General features: G+C 37.2%; 12 protein-coding genes and 1 pseudogene. 12 read left to right on the forward strand and 1 reads right to left on the reverse strand.

Features of this window, described 5'->3' with window-relative positions:
• The first annotated feature begins 13 nt into the window (after positions 1-13).
• The 5 genes from BGC7_RS00775 to BGC7_RS00795 all read left to right on the forward strand — a co-directional run bounded on the left by BGC7_RS00775 (position 14) and on the right by BGC7_RS00795 (position 8,825).
• Positions 14-1,591: a RagB/SusD family nutrient uptake outer membrane protein gene (locus tag BGC7_RS00775; protein WP_050699643.1), complete on the forward strand. Its 1,578-nt coding sequence runs from the start codon at positions 14-16 to the stop codon at positions 1,589-1,591.
• A gap of 23 nt (positions 1,592-1,614) precedes the next feature.
• Positions 1,615-3,120 (forward strand): hypothetical protein, encoded by a 1,506-nt coding sequence (locus BGC7_RS00780; RefSeq protein ID WP_050699644.1) that lies wholly within the window; start codon positions 1,615-1,617, stop codon positions 3,118-3,120.
• A gap of 15 nt (positions 3,121-3,135) precedes the next feature.
• Positions 3,136-4,944 carry a glycoside hydrolase family 2 protein gene (locus BGC7_RS00785; RefSeq protein ID WP_050699645.1) on the forward strand — a complete coding sequence of 603 codons (1,809 nt, stop codon included), beginning with the start codon at positions 3,136-3,138 and terminating at the stop codon, positions 4,942-4,944.
• A gap of 14 nt (positions 4,945-4,958) precedes the next feature.
• The gene (gene bglX / locus BGC7_RS00790; protein ID WP_050699764.1) at positions 4,959-7,187 is read left to right on the forward strand and encodes a beta-glucosidase BglX; all 2,229 of its coding nucleotides are present in this window, start codon (positions 4,959-4,961) and stop codon (positions 7,185-7,187) included.
• 396 nt (positions 7,188-7,583) lie between these two features.
• Positions 7,584-8,825, forward strand: coding sequence for a glycoside hydrolase family 5 protein (locus tag BGC7_RS00795; protein ID WP_050699646.1), 1,242 nt, complete (start codon positions 7,584-7,586; stop codon positions 8,823-8,825).
• Positions 8,826-8,915: 90 nt separating this feature from the next.
• Here the strand turns inward: BGC7_RS00795 and BGC7_RS00800 are convergent.
• Positions 8,916-9,274, reverse strand: a pseudogene (locus BGC7_RS00800) (ABC transporter permease); the annotation flags it as partial.
• Between the two features lie 503 nt (positions 9,275-9,777).
• On the opposite strand from BGC7_RS00800, the gene BGC7_RS00805 reads away from it, so the two are divergent.
• The 7 genes from BGC7_RS00805 (at position 9,778) to BGC7_RS00835 (ending at position 20,228) form a co-directional block, all read left to right on the forward strand.
• Positions 9,778-10,365 carry an RNA polymerase sigma-70 factor gene (locus tag BGC7_RS00805; RefSeq protein WP_050699648.1) on the forward strand — a complete coding sequence of 196 codons (588 nt, stop codon included), beginning with the start codon at positions 9,778-9,780 and terminating at the stop codon, positions 10,363-10,365.
• A 179-nt stretch (positions 10,366-10,544) separates the two neighbouring features.
• Entirely contained in the window at positions 10,545-11,504 is a 960-nt protein-coding gene (locus BGC7_RS00810) for a FecR family protein (protein WP_050699649.1), read from the forward strand.
• Between the two features lie 164 nt (positions 11,505-11,668).
• Positions 11,669-15,022, forward strand: a complete 3,354-nt coding sequence (locus tag BGC7_RS00815; RefSeq protein ID WP_050699650.1) for a SusC/RagA family TonB-linked outer membrane protein — start codon at positions 11,669-11,671, stop codon at positions 15,020-15,022.
• A 12-nt stretch (positions 15,023-15,034) separates the two neighbouring features.
• Positions 15,035-16,606: a RagB/SusD family nutrient uptake outer membrane protein gene (locus tag BGC7_RS00820; protein ID WP_050699651.1), complete on the forward strand. Its 1,572-nt coding sequence runs from the start codon at positions 15,035-15,037 to the stop codon at positions 16,604-16,606.
• A gap of 6 nt (positions 16,607-16,612) precedes the next feature.
• Positions 16,613-17,662: a glycoside hydrolase family 18 gene (locus BGC7_RS00825; RefSeq protein WP_050699652.1), complete on the forward strand. Its 1,050-nt coding sequence runs from the start codon at positions 16,613-16,615 to the stop codon at positions 17,660-17,662.
• Positions 17,663-17,667: 5 nt separating this feature from the next.
• Complete coding sequence (locus BGC7_RS00830) at positions 17,668-18,804, forward strand: DUF1735 and LamG domain-containing protein (RefSeq protein WP_185112926.1); 1,137 nt, start codon at positions 17,668-17,670, stop codon at positions 18,802-18,804.
• A 26-nt stretch (positions 18,805-18,830) separates the two neighbouring features.
• On the forward strand, positions 18,831-20,228 hold the full coding sequence (locus BGC7_RS00835) for a BT_3987 domain-containing protein (protein ID WP_157258607.1): 1,398 nt from the start codon (positions 18,831-18,833) through the stop codon (positions 20,226-20,228).
• Positions 20,229-20,248: the final 20 nt, after the last annotated feature.

A 20,248-nucleotide genomic window follows, 5' to 3' on the forward strand; every position in this document is an offset into this window, starting at 1 on the left:
ATAATATAAGAATATGAAAACTAAAATAAAATATATAATCGTTCTGGTAGGGCTTTTGTCAATGAATGCTTGTAATGATTTACTTGATCTTAAGCCGATAACAGAAGAACTGGAAACTAATTACTATAAGAATGATTCGGAATGTTTTCAAGGATTAGTCTCTACTTACGATGTTTTGCAATGGGGGGCACTAAATACACCGGGTACGGGTGCCGGAAGTATTCCTTTCGAGTGGATCAGTGAAATTATGGGAGACCGCTGTTATGCCGGTGGAGACAATGCAACTGATGCAGCTACTATGGAACATTTCAATAGAGGAACTCTTGATGGAGATCTTGTTAATGTACGCTCTCTATGGCGAAAATATTATTCGGGAATATATCGGGCTAATCTACTGCTTGAAAAGTTGCCTGATGCCAAATTTGATAAAGAATCGAACAGAGAAAGATATGCTGCCGAAGCAAAATTCTTACGTGCTTATTTCTATTTCGACTTAGTGCGCTTGTTCGGCAATATTCCTCTTATAACCAAGACTCTTTCGAGTAGCGAATACTCACAAGCCCAAGCTGCTCCTGAGGCTGTTTATGGGCAGATAGCAACAGATTTGCAAGATGCAATATCGGTGCTTTCTCCATACAAGGAACTTCCTTCAGCCGAGCTGGGCAGAGTAACTAAGAGTGCAGCTCAAGGTCTATTGATGCGTGTATGGCTATACTATACCGGATACTATGGGCAGAGCCAACTCGGAGGAGTATCTCTTCAGAATATATTAGATATAAGCGAAGAACTGATCAATTATAGCGGTCACAAACTACTGCCTGATTATGGAGACTTATTTTCTCCATTGAATAAGAACAATACAGAGTCTGTATTTGAAATTCAATTTTCAGAAAAATCATATCAGGGATGGGACAATAACAATAGGGAAGTAGCTGATGGTAATTTATCCGTATTGTTGTGGTCGATGCGCCTTAACCCCGGAGATAAATCTAAATATGCCGACGGATGGTCTTTTGCTCCAATATCGAAAGCATATTACGCAATATTTAGTGATGTAGACACTCGTAAAGCTGCTTCTTTTGTTGTACCTAAAAGTGAAGGAATTAATTATAAGCCAGGCTATCAGGATTCAGGAATATTCCCTCGTAAGTGGGCTGCATTAAAAGAATTTCAGACAAATAAAGGAGATGTGCGGGTAAACTATCCATACAACAATCCTGTACTTCGTTTCTCTGATATTCTGTTGATGGCTTCCGAATTGAATTTAAAAAGTGGTGGAGATCCGGGCAAAGCTCTCAACTATTATAAAAAGGTTAGAGAGAGGGCTATGGGTGCTTCTGCGAATGTGACCTCTGTCAATTTGGATCTTTTATATACAGAACGCGATCTGGAGTTTGCCTGTGAAGGAATTAGATATTGGGATCTCATGCGTAGAGGTATTGACTATGCAAAACAACATATCGACGAATCTGATCCAAATGGAATTTATGTACAAAGGTTTAATTATGAAGCAAAAGGTTTATTACCAATACCTACTTCGGAAATAATCAACAGTAAATATAAACTTAAGCAGAATCCGGGTTATCTATAATCAATTATTAAAAGATAGAGAAAATGAAAAAGATAATATCAATTATAATTATAGCCCTTTTATATGTATGGGCTTGTACTCCCGATAATCCTAGTATGGATTTTGGCTCTATACCTGACGATGGACGTATAAAAGTATTCGATGTGGCCGATGATAATTCTTTTATGTTTGTCAATGGCTTGCAAGGGGCGGTTCTTCCCCCAAAATGGGATTTGGGAAATGGTCAGACGGCTGTAGGCGATACAGTATATGCAGGTTATGCGTTTACCGGAACTTATACTGTAACGATGACCTATTATAATGGGACAAAAGAAGTTTCCGTATCAAAGAGCATCAAAATTACACAAGATAATATGGCACTTGTGAGTGATCCTGTGTATAATATGCTTACCGGAGGAATAGATGCTCTGAATGGTAAAACATGGGTGCTAGACTCGTTGAGAACAGGGCATATACGTTTGTGGAGACGCCAGACAGGGCAGGAGTCAGATGATAAAAAAGCACCTTTATTTTATGCCGGTACAGGAATGTATGACGATGAAATAAGATTTAAGCTATTAGGTGCAGAGTGTACTTACGAAAATCATGGACAATCGTATTCTCATGGTGGAACAATAGATGGAGTAGCTCAATACCGTATAGAACAACTGAGGCAAATGGGTTCTGTAACCGGAGTTACGGCTTCGCCAAAAGGAGACTTTATTGTTAATTATACTCCGGGTATGCAGCCTCAAAAGTGGTCGCTCACCAAGCGAGAATTAAACGGTAAAATGTATTACTATCTCAAACTTACAGGAGGGGCGTATATGTTTTTCTATCGAGGAAACTCTCCTTCGGATATAGAGTACCGGATAGATTCGATTGCAGATAACTACCTGCGGGTGGTACATGCAGAAACATATCCGGCTTCTAGGGCAACAGCGAAATGGGAAGATCATTATTTACTTGTTCCAAAAGGGTATCCTATTTTGCCTGAAGTTCCGACTCAACCAGACCCTCCAAAAGAAGAAACTATAAAAGAAAATTTTGAAAGTGCATCTAAATCTTTGGCATTTACTCTTTCCGATATGGAGTCTAATCCTTGGGGCTTGCCTTCATATTCGACTGTGAGAAATGTAAGCATGACAGAGCCAAACCCTTCAGATTCTATAGCTCGTGTAGTTAGAGGATCTGGATACAATGAGCGACTGACTCTTAGTCGTAATTATACATTCAACCTTTCTTCAAAAAATAAATTGAAAATGCAGGTCTATCTACCGAAAACGAACAACTATGATGGAGTAAATCTTAAGCCGACAGTTTCAGTAAGCTTGGTCGATAGTAAAAATTCGGCATTGACTGTCGTGAAGACTCAAACAATTTTATCATCTAATTATGGTAAATGGGTAGATGTTGTGTTCGATTTTTCTGATAGTTCTGCCATCACTTCTTTCAATACTTGGGTCATACAGTTTGGTGGACAGTATACAAAAGGAACAAGTGCCAGTCCTGGTATATTCTACTTTGATAATATAGAATTAGTTAATTAAAAAATATACATTGTAATGAATTTAAAAGGGAAATTTTTATTATTGGGAATCTTATTCTGTAATCTATGGTCTTTCGGTCAGACCTCGAAAGAACTAGCTCCTCTGATCCAGAATGTTTATGATAGACAACGCATAAGCCTCAACGGTTACTGGAACTATACCGTAGATCCTCTCGAAACCGGATATTATGACTATAGACGTCGTCCTAACCCCGATGGCTTTTTTAAAGACCATCAGGTAGATAATATTAATACATATAAAGAGTACGATTTTGATACATCTCCCGTAATGCCAATACCGGGAGATTGGAATACCTTCTCTGATAACCTGTTCTTGTATGAGGGTACTGTATGGTTCAGACAACAATTTCTTTATACTCCTAAATCGGACAATAAGGTATATTTGTATTTCGGTGCATCAAATTATGAAACAAGAGTTTATCTGAATGGAGAAAGAGTAGGTATGCACGAAGGCGGTTATACTCCTTTCAATTTTGATGTAACAGACTTTGTGAAATCAGGTAATAATAAGTTGATTGTAAAAGTAGATAATAAACGCAGAGCAGATGCTGTACCGACTAATAACTTTGACTGGTTCAATTATGGAGGAATAACACGTGATGTAATGCTTGTAGAAGTTCCGCAGACTTTTATTCAGTCTTATAAAGTTCAGTTGAAAAAAGGAACATCCAATATTTTGGAAGTAAAAGCTCAAATGTCTGAGAAAATGGCAGGACAATCTGTGTATATAGAAATTCCCGAACTCAAGATAAAACAGACTATAACAACGGATGCCTCGGGTCTTGCTACAACAGAAGTAAAAGCTAATCCTGCGCTGTGGTCTCCGCAATCGCCCAAACTATATGCCGTAAAAATCGTATCAGGTAAAGATGCTGTAAACGATGAGATCGGATTTAGAACGATTGAGACTCGTGGGCGGGAAATTTTGCTGAATGGGAAATCTATTTTTCTGAAGGGTATAAGTATTCATGAAGAAGCAGCTTTCCGCAACGGACGTATTTTTAGCGAGGATGAAGATCTTACGTTGTTGAACTGGGCTAAAGAATTAGGGTGTAACTATGTACGTCTGGCGCATTATCCGCACAACGAGCAAATGGTACGTTTGGCAGAAAAAATGGGCTTGTTAGTATGGTCAGAAATACCTGTCTACTGGACAATTCACTGGGAAAAAGATTATGTATATGCAAATGCACTTAATCAATTAGATGAAATGATAGAGCGCGATCAAAACAGGGCTAATGTCTTTGTTTGGTCTATTGCAAATGAAACACCTCATGGAGATGCTCGTGATAAGTTTTTGTCATCATTGGCTAAATATGCTCGCGAAAAAGATGATACTCGTCTGATAAGTATGGCTATGGAGCGTAATGATAAATCGAAAGAAGTACTTTCTATAAAAGATAATATGAGCAACTATGTTGACATTGTCAGTGTCAATCAATATGTGGGTTGGTACGATGGTACTAATGAAAAGCTGGATCGTGTAAGATGGGAGGTTGATTATGATAAGCCGTTGATGATAAGTGAATTTGGCGGAGAGGCTGTAGCAGGCTACCACGGAGATGCAAGTCAGATATGGACAGAAGAATATCAGGCGGAACTATATCGTAAGACTCTGAATATGGTAGATGAAAGAATGGGCTATGTTGCCGGTATTTCTCCATGGATACTGAAAGATTTCAGGTCATCGAGACGTCTATTGCCTAATATTCAGGATGGCTTTAACCGCAAGGGTATTATCTCCGATAGAGGTGATCGCAAGCAAGCTTTTTTTATACTGCAAGAGTGGTTCAAGAAAAAATAAAGACTATAGCAGGTATGAATAAAATTATTATATTTCTTCTTTTCTTTTTCTGTATTTTCTCTATAAATGCTCAACAACAAAATGTTGAAAAGAGAGTTGATGAGTTACTGTCTAGAATGACTCTTGAAGAAAAGATCGGACAGATGAATCAACTCAACTACAGTAAAGGAGAAAGAGTAAGTTTAACTTCCAGAGTGGAAAGAGGGGAGGTTGGTTCTTTGTTGAATATAACTGATCCTATAGCTATAAATGAAATACAAAAAGCGGCTATGGAAAAAAGCCGCTTAGGTATTCCTCTTATTATAGGGCGAGATATAATACATGGCTTTAAGACAATATTTCCTATACCATTGGGACAAGCTGCGTCATTCGATCCGGAGTTAGTCGAAAACGGTGCACGTATTGCTGCCATAGAAGCTCGTTCTATTGGGATAAACTGGACATTTGCTCCCATGCTCGATATCTCCCGTGATGCCCGTTGGGGGCGGATAGCCGAAAGTTTGGGAGAAGACCCGTATTTGAGCGGACAGTTGGGGGCTGCTATGGTTAAGGGTTTTCAAGGAAATGGAAATTTATCAGATAGTAATGCAATTGCTGCCTGCGTAAAGCACTTTGTCGGATATGGAGCATCTGAAGGCGGACGTGATTATAACAGTACTAATATACCCCCTCATTTGATGAGGAATACATATTTGCCTCCATTTCGTGCTGCTATCGAAGCCGGAGCTGCTACTCTGATGACATCCTTCAACGATAATGATGGTATACCCGCATCCGGCAACGATTATATATTGAAGACTATTTTGAGAAAAGAATGGATTTTTGATGGTTTTGTTGTATCAGATTGGGCATCGATGACCGAAATGATAGCTCATGGTTATGCCAAAGATTCTAAGCAGGTATCAGAAATATCAGCCAACGCCGGAGTAGATATGGAGATGGTAAGCGGTTCTTACATTAAACATCTGGCCGGATTGGTAAAAGATGGAAAGGTGTCTATAGATGTGGTAGATGGTGCAGTGCGTAATATTCTTCGTGTGAAATTCAGAATGGGATTGTTTGAGAATCCATATGTAGATGTAGAAAGGCAATCGGTGTTATATGCCGAGAATCATTTGAAGGCTGCTCGTCAGGCTGCGATAGAGTCGGCAATATTGTTGAAAAATGATAATGGTCTTTTACCTTTAGCGGAGAATAAGAAGATAGCAATTATAGGGCCATTGGCAGATGCTCCGCATGATCAGATGGGTACGTGGGTATTTGATGGGGATAAGAATTATACTGTTACTCCTCTCACTGCTTTAAAGCGTGAATATAGCCATGTCAACTATCTGTATGAGCCTGCATTAAAATACTCTCGGGATAAAAATACCTCGGAATTTGATAAAGCAAAGGCGGCGGCAGCATCGGCAGATGTTGCGGTTGTGTTTCTTGGAGAAGAAGCTATCCTATCGGGAGAGGCTCACTCTTTGTCTAACATCGATCTGATAGGAGTACAGTCTGATTTGCTCAGGGCTGTAAAAAGTGCGGGTAAACCTGTTGTATTAGTTATTGTGGCAGGGCGTCCATTGACTATTGAGCGAGATCTTCCTTTTGCCGATGCAGTCTTGTACAATTTTCATCCCGGTACGATGGGAGGACCTGCTATTCTTGACCTTATATTCGGCAAAGCAAACCCAGGTGGAAAACTACCTGTAACGTTTGTAAGAGAGGTGGGACAAATACCCATGTATTACAATCACAACAATACAGGGCGTCCTGCTCCTGATAAGGTTATGACCTTAGATGATATATCTTTAGAAGCTCCGCAAACATCGCTGGGTAATACATCTTTCTATCTGGATTCGGGTAAGGATCCTTTATATCCGTTTGGATATGGGCTCTCTTATAGTAAATTCGATTACTCAGATCTGCACTTGTCATCCGGTAGCATTGCTTTGGGGGGAACTTTAACAGTAAAAGCTACTATACAGAACACAAGTAAAATAGACGGAACAGAGGTTGTGCAGCTTTATATTCAAGACTTAGTAGGCTCTATAGTTCGTCCTGTCAAAGAGTTGAAAGGATTTCAGCGTATATCACTGAAAGCAGGGGAGAGTAAAATTGTCGAATTCAGATTAACTACAGATGATCTGGCTTTCTATGGTCGCGATCTGGAGAAAAAGGCTGAAGCCGGTGATTTCAAACTTTGGGTTGGCGGAAGCAGCAAAGAAGGTCTTATGACAAAATTTAAGATCGAATAAACTTTTACTGAAAGATAACAGAACTTTATCTATAAAATGGCTCTCCAAACTCCCGTAGGGAGGCTTAGGCGAAGTAGAGATGATTAAATAATTACAATTGAAAAAGCAGATAAAAACTGTACAAGTTTGTCAGGTTTTAGTTAAAATAGCCCCACCAACCTCCCCGAAGGGAGGCTAGGGCAAAGCCAGGAGAATTGATGATATTGATCAATCAACAGTTAGCACAGGAGCAATGAATTGATAGCGTCAACAGTTTCTCCCCTCTGGGGGAGACAAAGAGGGGCTCAAAGTGTACAAGTTTGTCAGGTTTTAGTTAAAATTATAGTTGAAAGCAACTGGTCAAGTCGTTGTTTTGGATAAAGATTGACTACTGATCGGTATAATTAATTAGATAGAATGAGAAGAATATTGTTTTTATTGATACCCTTAGCACTTATTGTTTTGAGTTCTCATGTATTGAACCCTCAGAACGATAAGTTTATAAAAGTAAAAGATCAAAATCTGGTTATGCCGGATGGCAGCAAATTTTTTATCAGGGGTATTAATTTAGGTAATTGGTTGAATCCGGAAGGATATATGTTCTTTTTTAAGGATGTAAATTCATATCGCTTGATAAACGATGCCTTTTGTGAGATGGTAGGCCCTGACTTTACAAATTGGTTCTGGGAGGAGTTTCGGAATAATTATATTACGCATGAAGATATAAAATACATTAAACAAACTGGAATGAATTCGGTGAGAGTTCCTTTTCATTATAAATTATTTACCGACGATAACTATATGGGCAAGAATACAGGTAAGATCGGTTTTGAAATTTTTGACCGTTTACTCGATTGGTGCCGTCAAGAGGGCTTGTATGTGATTCTTGATATGCATGTAGCACCGGGAGGACAGACAGGAGACAACATCGATGACAGTTATGGCTATCCATGGCTTTTTGAAAGCGAGGAAAGTAAAGAGCTTTTTTGTAATATTTGGAAACAAATAGCTACCCGATATGCTGACGACCCTATTGTGTTAGGCTATGATCTTGTAAATGAACCTATAGCTCATTATTTTAAATCGGATTATGATAAGTTGAATACTGCACTCGAGCCTTTATATAAGAGATGTGTAGATTCAATACGTACTGTAGACCGAAATCATATAGTATTGTTGGGAGGAGCGCAATGGAACAGTAATTTTAAAGTATTTACAGATTCAAAATTTGACAATAATATGATGTATACCTGTCATCGATATAAATGTGATATATTGAAATCAAGTATTCAGGATTTGATAAGCTTTCGAGATAGTGTCAACCTGCCTATGTATATGGGCGAGACAGGAGAGAACACGGATGAATGGGTTGGAGGTTTCAGGCGTTTGTTGGAAGATAATAATATAGGATGGCATTTTTGGCCTTACAAAAAAATGGCAACAAGGGCATGTATGACAATTATTCCAACTCCTGAGAATTGGGATGTAATCGTTGAATATACAAAAGCAGACAGAAGCAGTTATGCGAAAATACGTGAAGCACGTCCAAATCCGGAAACAGTGAGGAAAGCAATGACTGAGTTACTGAATAATATGAAATTTCGTAATTGTATTCAAAATAATGGATATACCAAAGCTTTAGGTATGTCTGTAAATTAGATTTGTGGGTAGTTTAAAAAGAGAGTCAGCAAAGGGCTCTCTTTTCTTTCTGTAATTATATCAACTGCTTTTTCTATAAGCGATAATTGCTTACAAGTTAAACGCTATTGCAAACCCGCATAAGGCAAAGAGCTGAGGTAACAAGTCCATTATACTACTTCCTTTGAGATAGATCTCATTACCTGTATGAAGCAGTTTAATGAATTTATCTTTGTTATTATTTGTGCCCACTCAGGCATACTTGTAATTGGAGTATACAAGCCGCTCAATAAGATGAGAATAAGCATAAAGAAGAACATTACAAACATTGCTTGTTGCATAGTGTTCGAATAGTTGGAAATAACCAATCCTAATCTTGACACTACAAGAATATTAACAGCAGCATATAAGTAGATCGTTAGCAAGCTACCTGATGGTATAAGCCCATAAATAAGCATTGCCATTGCAAAATCTATACTTTTCATAGCCTCGCTATTCGGAGAAGAAATATCTTCGAGTATGAAATATCCCGAAGCTATTGTTTTATTCATCAAATGTTCCGAAAAATATCTCTAAAAGAAAAAGAAATATTACAATTTTTCATTCCTAATAATTTAAGGAGTTATGTTATTTGTGTTAAATTGGTCTTCCGTTCGCTGAGATGTTGGTGTTTTGTCTAGGTTGTTTGTGTTTGTGAGTTGCTTGTTGTTGATATTTATGACGAAATGATATAAAGGGTAGTCCTAGATTCTTTTGCCTCTATCGTATATTTATTATACTTTTGTTATCAAAAGATTGTTGATCTTTATACCCTATAACTAATCTGTGATTAGATATAGAGAGTAATAAATAAAGAATTTATATATCTTTATTACAAACAAGGCGCATATATGTGTCTTTGTACTAATACCAAAGCTCTACAGAGCTAAATATAATATCTAATAACTAGAAAAATAGAGTAAAATTGGTTAATATGTCTCAAGAACCGTCTATGCATATAACCTCTATAGAATTTGGTCAACTGTTTCAACAGTATAAATCCCAATTTGTAATTATAGCCCGTTCTTACGTACGTGACGCTATGGTTGCTGAAGATTTAGTAATGAATTGTTTTATCTCATTTTGGGAGAATCGGGATAAAATAGAATCATCTCAAAATATACCTTCATATATATTGGTTTCGATAAAGCGGCGTTGTTTAAATTGGCTGCGGGATCAGAGTATCCATTTGAAAATTCAGGAAGATATTCATAACTCTACCTTGCGGTTAATATCTTCACGTATAGAAACATTGGAGGCAAATGATCCCAGTTCTCTTTTTCTTGAAGAAATATCAGGTATTATAGAGCATGAATTAGAGAAAATGCCGAATCAGACTCGACTGGTATTTATTGCTAGTCGCTTCGAGGAAAAGACTTATAATGAAATAGGTGAATTATTCGGTTTGTCTTTTAATCAGGTTAGCTTTGAAATAAGAAAAGCAACACAGATCCTTCGTTTATCTCTTAAAGATTATCTTCCTCTTTTGGCCTTATTAAATATCTTCCCGTTTTTATTCTAGTATATTTTGTATATGGTTGAAATAATGCGTTTTATTGATAATCGGCGTAAATAAATGTTTTTTTATTACAAATGCAGAAGAGTTGTGTGTTTATTATAATATGATGGATATTTTAAATTTGAAGTAAAAAAATATCAATTATATTACAAACCAAGATTATTTGTGTGTCTTTATAATATATGGAAAAAGAATTGTTGTTAAAATATTTGAAATGTGAGACCTCTCAGGATGAAGAGACTCTTCTATCAGAGTGGCTTGACGCTGATCCCGAAAATCAGAAAGAACTGGATGCAATGCAGTTGATGATGGAAGGTTTGGCTTTATATGCACCAAAGATCGAACGAATGGATATGTCTACATCCACACATTCTCCCAAAACAACAATATTTGCAAAACTTTCGAAAATATCTGTAGCTGCCTCCATATTATTAATAATAGCTGCTGGTATTGGCTACTTCCATTTTACTAATGAGATAAAAAGCTTATCGGATCAGAAAACAATAGTTGAGGTTCCTGATGGACAGCGTATCAATATAACATTGAGTGATGGTACTGAAGTTTGTCTCAATGCAGGCTCTAAACTAGAGTACCCATCTGTGTTTTCAGGAAAGCAACGTCGTGTTAGTGTTTCAGGTGAGGCTATGTTTGATGTTAAACATGATGTTGAACACCCCTTTGTTATAGAGACTTTTGCTTGTGATGTGGAAGTGCTTGGAACGAAATTTAATATTGAAGCAGAAGAAGTGTCCAAAGTATTTTCTGTAGCACTCATGGAAGGCTCTATAAAACTAACAAGCCGATTGAAAGAAGAGAATCCCATTATAATGAAAGTAAATGAAGAGGTAGAGCTTGTTAACGGACATTTCCAATTAGGGAAAATACTAAATCATGATGAATACCTTTGGCCTGAGGGAATTATCAGTATTCATAATATTGGATTTGAAGAACTTATCACAAAATTTCAAAGAATATACAATGTTCAGATAGAAATAAAATGTAAAAGTATACCTAAAATTAATTATACTCGAGGAAAAATACGTGTTTCGGATGGTATAGATCATGCTTTACGGGTTTTACAATCCGCATCTGATTTTACCTATAATAAAGATCCTGAAACCGGAATAATAACAATATTATAAACCTTTATTCATAAAATTATTATAGCCTATGGATTAATACCTGAAAAACAACCAAAGTCTGTGATATAAAATAAGCCTGCCAATGCTGTAACATTAGCAGGCCAACGAATCACAGCAACTAACTTTAAAGTTCTAACCACTAATGATTCTTATTTCACAAAGTTATGGATAATAAAAATATTCAGCAAAAAAAAAGGCTTTTTGCGTATGTGCTGGCTATTAGTTTTTTTCTGATAAACCTACCGCTCCATGCGCAAAATATTCGTGTGACGATAAAAATGCAAGATGTCCCCATGGAAAGTGTCATGAACGAGATTGAAAAACAGACAAAATATCTGTTTATCTCTAATAATGATATTGACATCAAGCGTAAGATAACTGTAAATGTACAGGACAAATCTGTTAATGATGCCTTGGCTCAAATGGTAAAAGGAACAGATGTCTCTTACAAAATTAGTAACTCTAATATTCTTCTTTCCAAACAAAACCCTTCGGATAATAAACCTGTTACAGTATCGGGCATTGTTTCTGACGATCAGGGGAATCCTGTTATTGGAGCTGTAGTGAGTGTACGCGGGACTACTACCGGAACAATAACTGATGTTGATGGAGGCTTTACTTTACAAGTCAGTCCTCCTTTGGCTAGTGCTATTCTTGCAATATCGTGTGTAGGATACGAATCTGCAAGTGTCACCGTAGGAAATCAAACTCATTTTAATGTAACTCTTCCTGACAAGAATATTGTTTTGAGCGATGTTGTTGTTACAGCATTTGGTATCGAACGCTCCAAAAAGGCTTTGAGCTATAATGTTCAGGAAATAACTTCCGGCGATATTGTTGGGGTTAAAGATGCAAACTTTATAAATGCGTTGAATGGTAAAGTTGCCGGAGTTAATATTAATGCCAGTTCATCAGGAGTTGGAGGGGCCAGTAAAGTTGTAATGCGTGGTTCAAGATCTATAGAACAGTCTTCAAATGCATTTTATGTTATAGATGGTATCCCAATGAATAATGTCACTCGGACTGGAGGTACTGAATTTGATTCAGCAGGCTCTTCAGATTTTTTGGCAGACATCAATCCCGAAGATATCGAGTCTATATCTATTCTTACCGGAGCGTCTGCAGCTGCGCTTTATGGAAGTAGCGCTGCTAATGGTGCGATTGTAGTTACTACTAAAAAAGGAGCTATCGGGAAAACCAGTATAACCATTACACAAAATACTGAGTTTCTAAAACCTTTTGTAAAATACGACTTTCAGAACAGATATGGAACAAGTGCCAACGATACAAATATGAGCTGGGGCAATAGACTCAATAATTATAATTATATGGGTTATGATCCATATAAAGATTATTTTACAACAGGTGCAGTTACCACAGAAAGTGTTGCTCTTTCTACAGGAAACGATAAAAACCAAACGTACTTTTCTGCTGCTGTAGTAAACTCAGACGGTATAATACCTAACAACGAATATAATCGTTATAATTTTACCTTTCGTAATACGACCTCTTTTCTGAACGATAAGATGACATTGGATATTGGAGCAAGCTATATTAAGCAGACCGATTTGAATATGACAAGTCAAGGAGTTTATAGCAATCCAATAGCAGCAGCTTATCTTTATCCTCGTGGTAATGATTGGGAGAATGTGAAAATGTTTGAGCAATACGATGTCCAACGTAAGATATATACCCAAAATTGGGATATGGCTCCCGGCGAATATGTCTTGCAAAATCCATACTGGGTCAATTACCGAAACTTACGAGAGAACAAGAAAGATCGTTACATGTTAAATGCCGGCTTAAACTATAAAGTGCTTGACTGGTTAACACTCTCTGGTCGTGTTCGCTTAGATGATTCTCAGGAAAAGTCTACAAAGAAATATTATGCAACAACAAATACTCAGCTTACCGAGAATTCAACGAATGGTCTTTACGGAGAGAGTACGCTGGACAATAGGCTAATATATGCCGATGCAATGGCGAGAGTAAATAAACGTTTTAATGAAGATTGGAGTTTAGATGCCTTTGCCGGCGCTTCTATACAAGATACAAGAACATTTGTAAATGGTATCTCAGGCCCTATACGTGATGGTTCTGTTGATGGAGAAACTGCTCTTATTCCAAATGTATTTAATATACTTCAAATAAGTAATTCTCTTTCTAAAAGAGATGTTTCCGGAATAAAAGAGCAACAACAATCTATTTTTGCAAGTGCAGAGGTTGGGTTTAAAAATTCATATTACTTATCAGCTACATTGCGTACAGACTGGCCATCACAGTTAGCTGGTCCCGAATCTGTAAATAGTTCTTTTACATATCCTTCGGTAGGAGGTTCGTTGATATTATCCGAAATATTCAAGCTGCCCAAAGTAATAAACTATCTTAAGCTCAGGGGTTCTTATGCAGATGTAGGGTTAGCATTTCAACGATATTTGTCAAATCCTACCTATTCATGGACAGGAACACAATGGTCTACGACTTATGATTCTTACCCTATTAAGAATCTGAAACCGGAACGCACCCATTCATATGAAATAGGTCTTACCGCAAAATTCCTTAATGACTTCAATTTTGACGCTACTTTGTATCATACTAATACTTTAGATCAGCTTATAAATACAGGGATTTCACCCGGATCAGGTTATAACACCATGTATATACAGACCGGAGATGTTCGTAACCAAGGTATTGAGCTTAGCCTGGGATATGCTAAGAAGTGGAAAAATTTTGCATGGAACAGCAATTTTACTTTTAGTGCTAACAGGAATAAAATAATGAAGCTTGCGGGGAATGTAACAAATTACGAAACAGGAGAAACCTTCTCTTTCTCTCATCTCGATATGGGTAATCTTGGAGATGTTCATTACTTGGTTGCAGAAGGAGGTACTTTAGGTGATCTTTATTCGTCAGCAGATTTAGTTCGCGATAGCGATGGGAAAATTTATGTTGATGAAAATGGTCAGGTGCAAGCTATCCGGGGAATAAAAGATATCTCTCAGTGGAAAAAATTGGGGAGTGTTTTCCCTAAAGCGAATTTGGCATGGAGAAATGATTTTAGCTATAAAGGTATAAGTTTAGGTTTTCTTGTAACTGCACGTTTGGGTGGGGTTGTATTTTCTCGTACACAAGCTACTCTCGACTATTTTGGCGTTTCAGATGCCTCAGCTGCAGCTCGTGATAATGGAGGAATCGAGATAGATGGAAATATGTTGGATGCTTATAATTGGTATAGTGTCGTAGCTAGTTCTGATGGCATACCTCAATACTATACATATAGTGCAACTAATGTTCGTTTGCAAGAAGCCTCTATTGGTTATACAATACCAAGAAAATGGACTAAAATATGCGATGCGACAGTATCGGTAGTTGGCCGTAATTTATTGATGATCTACAAGAGAGCTCCATTCGATCCTGAATCTGTTTCTACAATTACTGACAATTATTATCAGGGAATGGACTATTTTATTACTCCGAGTACAAGAAATATTGGTTTTAGTGTACGAGTGAAATTTTAATTAGCAAAGATTATGAAAATAAAAATATCTAACATATTTTTTGTAATTGTCGTACTGTTAGCAACTGTTGCATGTACAGCTAATTACGAAGATATTAACAAGAATCCTTATTCTACAGATTCGGAAGAGCAAGGTCGTGATGGATATAATATATCAGCTCCATTACGTACAATGCAATCTAATGTGATTTCAACAGATGTGAATAGATGTCATCAGACTGATATATTACTAGGTGGGGCTTATGGTAGATATGCCTCTGAATCTAAAGCAAGTTCATGGCCGAACAAATTTTCAACCTTCGATGCTCCGGACGGTTGGTCGAGTGTGATGTTTGATGAGGTTATCCCAGAGGTATATCCCGCGTATATTAAGCTGAAAGGTCTTACCGATGATCAGATAACACTTTCTATAGCCGAGATTCTTAAAGTGCTAGCTATACACCGGGTTGCTGATGCATATGGTCCTATACCATACTCAAAGATTGGTGCTGATGGGGCAATTCAGGTTCCATATGATTCTCAAAAAGATGTCTATATGAAGATGTTTGAAGAGCTTGATGCTGCAATAGATGCTTTGACAGAGCGACAAACGGGGTCAATAAGTACAAATGCAGATCTTATTTTTGGTGGAGATGTTGTAAAATGGATAAAGCTGGCTAATTCTGTCAAGCTACGTCTTGCTATGCGCATAGTATATGCTGAACCGAGTATAGCTAAGACAAAAGCTGAAGAGGCTGTAAATCATTCGATCGGAGTTATGACGTCGAATGATGATAATGCAGCTCTTTCTACTTTTGGCATTGATGGTAATCCTATAAATGTAGCAGTTAAGTATAACGATGGAGACAATCGCTCTGTAGCAGATATGACAGCATATATGAATGCTTATAAAGATCCTCGGAGAGCTGCGTATTTCTTAAAGTCAGGATTTACTGGAGTAGATTATGCCGGTTATCGATCGGGAGTTTCTATTGGTAGTGTAAGCGAGTTTAAAGACTATTCTATTTTTAATATAAATAGAACAACTCCTTTGCAGTGGATGAATGTAGCAGAGGTTATGTTCCTGAGAGCTGAAGGTTCTTTACGTGGCTGGAATATGGGCGGAACAGCAGAGTCGTTTTACAATCAGGCCGTTACATTGTCTTTTAGTCAATGGGGTGTAACTGGTGCAGACACATATTTAGCAGATGCTACTTCTTTTCCTAATGGATATACAGACCCAAGTGGTAAATATTCTTATAATACACAATTATCGACTGTAACAGTAAAATGGAATACAGATGATGAAGCTAACTTTGAAAAGAGTCTTGAACGTATTATTATACAGAAGTGGCTGGCTAATTTCCCTTTAGGGCAAGAGGCATGGGCAGATCGTCGCCGTACCGGATATCCTGTTATGATTCCTGTTGTAGTAAATAATAGTCCAAATAGCATATTAGCTAATTCGGATATTCCTAGAAGATGTCCTTATCCTGCACAGGAAGCAATTAACAACACTGCTAATTATACTGCTGCAGTTTCTATGTTAGGTGGTGCTGATAATATTGCTACTCGTGTGTGGTGGGATTGTAAACCTAATAAATGATAAGTCATGAATAAAATGCTTAAATCCAAAGTTATATATACTGTTTTTAGTCTCTTGTTAGTCTTTACCGCTTGTAGTGATTGGACTGAAACCGAAAGTCTCGATCTGGTAGAGGCTGATATAGAAAAAGATAATCCGGAACTTTATGCTCAGTATCTGAGTAATCTTCGTGCATACCGAAATATAGACCATAAAATGACATATGTTTGGTTTGACAATATTAAGGATATGCCTAATAGTAGAGGGCAACGTATAAATGCGATACCGGATAGTGTGGATGTGGTGAACTTAACAAATCCGGAAGAATTATCTTCTTGGGTAATTTCTGATATGAAAAGTGTTCGTGAAAATAAAGGGATGAAATTTGTTTTCACTATAAGCTATCCTGATCTGGAGAAAGAATATGAGCAATATCTTTTGCAAAACGGAGAAACGGGAGATGAGACTGTCGATGGATTTTTGGCATATGCCGAGGAATTTGTGAACAAGAAGCTCTCAATCATTGATAAGTATAATTACGATGGAATTTCTGTCCTCTTTTATGGAATGAAAACAACTCATTTGACTGAAGCTGCTAAAAAAGCATATTTGGCTAGAGAGAATGCATTTATGTCGAAGGTAAGCGGATGGGTTAGTCAGAACTCTAATAAATTATTTATATTCGAAGGATATCCTCAGAACCTTACAGACAAATCTATCCTAAAAGAAGCTAAGTTTATTGTAATTCGTACCGAATCTTTAAAATATGCTTCAGGGCTTAGTTACGAAGTTCTTCTTTCTATCGAAGATGGAGTACCTACTGATCGCTTTGTTATAACAGTATCTACGAAGTCTCTTGATCCGACAGATCTAAAGACAGGCTACTATTACAATACAGAGAATGAATTAGTCTCTTGTATTCCTTTAGCAGCCGAGTGGATTGTTACATATGAATCGAAATTTACTAAAGCAGGATTGGGTATATTGAACGTACAGAATGATTATTACAACTCAGGTAATAGTTATCAAAACATACGGAATGCTATTAGTACAATGAATCCTTCACCAAAAAAATGAAAGATATGAATAAAATAAAAATATGCATATTATGTCTATTGACTATTATGCTATTCTCCTGTAAAGAAGATTTTGAAAATTTTGAGAGCAAGGCATATATTAATTCAGATTCTAAACTGACCACATATTTAATTAAGCCTGATGTATCTACATATTCTGCTTCTTTGAATATAGTTGTTCCAAAACCAGCTACACAGGATGTTGAGTTTACCTTCAAAGCTGATGCATCTCTTGTTGGGTCTTATAATAATATATTCTCAGACAATGCAGTAATACTTCCTTCCGACTATTACACTATATCAAAAGCAAATGTGAAGATAGCGAAGGAAAGTGTACGCTCTACTGATATAGATATTGAATTTAATGATATCAATCAGCTTGATCGTAATACTGTATATGTATTACCTGTTACTATAGCCAATGCTGGTATGCAGCTGGTAGAAAGTGCCCGTACACATTATTATTTATTTAAAGGAGGAGCTCTTATCAACTGGGCAGGAGACATCGAAGAGAATTATTTCCCTGTAAAATGGGGCAACAGTTCACTTGTTAGCGGAATGAGCGAGATAACTATAGAGAGTATGCTATATCTACGCCAAGCTGAAAGAGATGGATCTGATAGTCATATTATGACATTCTTCGGAGTAGAAAATGGTTTCTTGATCCGCCTTGGCGACACCTTCGAAGCAGGACAAATAATGGTCGTAAAAGGATCTGGTAAATATCCGGATAATGCGAATGATCGTACAAAAGCTCCTGTCGGAAGATGGTTCCATTTAGCTGTAACATACGATTCGTCAAATCTTATTAAGATATATATTGATGGTGTGTTGAAATCAACTAGTACAGCCTCTAGTGGAACAGTTAATCTTGCGTCTAGCTGCTATATTGGATATTCATATAATTCCAATCGCTGGTGGCCGGGAATGATTGCAGAAACACGTGTATGGAATAAAGCCCGGACACAGGACGAGATTACTACTTATATGTATGGTGTAACCTCAGATGCAGAGGGACTTGTTGCTTATTGGAAATTTGATGAGGGTAATGGTAATACTATAACCGATTATAGTGGCAATAACTCTTCTATTACGGCAAATTCGGCATTGAAATGGACCAGCGTGTCGTTACCTGAAGAATAATGTCTATTAATAAAAATTATCAAGAAATGAAACATTATAAAATATTCAAAACATATATACTTGTACCCAGTATAATGGCAATAATGTCGTTCGTGATGTCATGCACTGATGATGTCGTGGTTACAACCGGAGATTACGGAAAATATGAAGCCGTAAACAGTCCGTATGGGTATATCAAAAATGCTATTGCTCCATCAGAGAGGCTAGTCGATTTGTATCAAACAAATGTAGTCAGGAAAGTACAAATAGGTCTGACTAAGGCTATGAATCATGCTGTGGATATGAAGATTTCTGTTGATGAAAGTATTCTTGCTGTTTATAACAGTACCAACAATCAGAACTATCCAATGTTGCCGGCATCTTTAGTCACTATTGGTCAAAGTGGAGATATTGTTATTCCTCCGGGATATACGACTTCCGAACCAATAAATATAACAATTTCATCATCGGCTGATCTTGTTGAAGGAAAGACTTATGCTATACCTTTACGTATATCAACAAATGATGGTGAAGTGAAGCTGACAGATTCTCAAAAACAATACATCTTCTTTGTTGTAGCACAAGGAGAACGTCTTAATCCTGAAAAAAGTGCAGGCTATAAAGTTGTTAGTTGTATGGAAACCGGAGATGTAGACCCTCGTATTCATTGTGAATTCTTTCTTTCTAATGAAGGTAAACCTCTTTTCGATTATGTAATCTTATTCTCAGGAAACTTAAATTATAATGCTTCTAGTGGTAAGGTATATCTTCATACTAACAATAGTGTTGGGGCTATACTGAATAATAGAGACAGATACATAAAGCCACTACAAGATATGGGTATAAAAGTTATCCTTGGGCTTATGGGTAATCATGATCCGGCAGGAGTATCTCATCTACAAGAAGCTACGGCCATTGAATTTGTTAATTCTCAATTGAAGCCGGCTATAGAAGCTTATGGCCTTGATGGTGTCTTTTGGGATGATGAATATACTTCGGCTAATGCATCTATTCCAGGATTTTCTTCTGCGAGCAAAGCCAATGCATCAAGGCTTATTTTTGAAACAAAGAGAGCCATGCCCGATAAATTAAATATGGTATTTGCTTATTCTACCATTTCATCTTTAAATGAGATTGATGGTGTTAAATCCGGAGAGTATGTTGACTTCTATATTTCCAATTATGGTAGTACAATTGGTGTAGGAAACTTCCCCGGATCAACTACTAAGCAAGGAATGCCAAGACCATATGAGTTTGCATTACAAAGCACAGGTTCTCCATCGACTATTGTCAGTGGTAACTGGGGAGGTATTATGGTATTTGCTTTGAGTGAACATCGCAGTAACTGGAACTCATTCGGACTTCCGGCATTGAGGACTATTGCGAGTACAATGTTCAAAGATGAGCTTTATTATACAGGGAAAAGCTATCCTGTAGAATGGTAATATTCTATATCTAAAAAATG

Origin of the sequence: Dysgonomonas sp. BGC7 (assembly GCF_001261735.1) — a bacterium.
GTDB lineage: Bacteria > Bacteroidota > Bacteroidia > Bacteroidales > Dysgonomonadaceae > Dysgonomonas.

What these genes read in the sequence shown, in the direction of transcription:
- BGC7_RS00815 (WP_050699650.1), top strand. Translation starts at nt 11,669, where the DNA reads ATGGATAATAAAAATATTCAGCAAAAAAAAAGGCTTTTTGCGTATGTG.
- BGC7_RS00825 (WP_050699652.1), top strand. Translation starts at nt 16,613, where the DNA reads ATGAATAAAATGCTTAAATCCAAAGTTATATATACTGTTTTTAGTCTC.
- BGC7_RS00785 (WP_050699645.1), top strand. Translation starts at nt 3,136, where the DNA reads ATGAATTTAAAAGGGAAATTTTTATTATTGGGAATCTTATTCTGTAAT.
- BGC7_RS00775 (WP_050699643.1), top strand. Translation starts at nt 14, where the DNA reads ATGAAAACTAAAATAAAATATATAATCGTTCTGGTAGGGCTTTTGTCA.
- BGC7_RS00795 (WP_050699646.1), top strand. Translation starts at nt 7,584, where the DNA reads ATGAGAAGAATATTGTTTTTATTGATACCCTTAGCACTTATTGTTTTG.
- bglX (WP_050699764.1), top strand. Translation starts at nt 4,959, where the DNA reads ATGAATAAAATTATTATATTTCTTCTTTTCTTTTTCTGTATTTTCTCT.
- BGC7_RS00805 (WP_050699648.1), top strand. Translation starts at nt 9,778, where the DNA reads ATGTCTCAAGAACCGTCTATGCATATAACCTCTATAGAATTTGGTCAA.
- BGC7_RS00810 (WP_050699649.1), top strand. Translation starts at nt 10,545, where the DNA reads ATGGAAAAAGAATTGTTGTTAAAATATTTGAAATGTGAGACCTCTCAG.
- BGC7_RS00780 (WP_050699644.1), top strand. Translation starts at nt 1,615, where the DNA reads ATGAAAAAGATAATATCAATTATAATTATAGCCCTTTTATATGTATGG.
- BGC7_RS00835 (WP_157258607.1), top strand. Translation starts at nt 18,831, where the DNA reads ATGAAACATTATAAAATATTCAAAACATATATACTTGTACCCAGTATA.
- BGC7_RS00830 (WP_185112926.1), top strand. Translation starts at nt 17,668, where the DNA reads ATGAATAAAATAAAAATATGCATATTATGTCTATTGACTATTATGCTA.
- BGC7_RS00820 (WP_050699651.1), top strand. Translation starts at nt 15,035, where the DNA reads ATGAAAATAAAAATATCTAACATATTTTTTGTAATTGTCGTACTGTTA.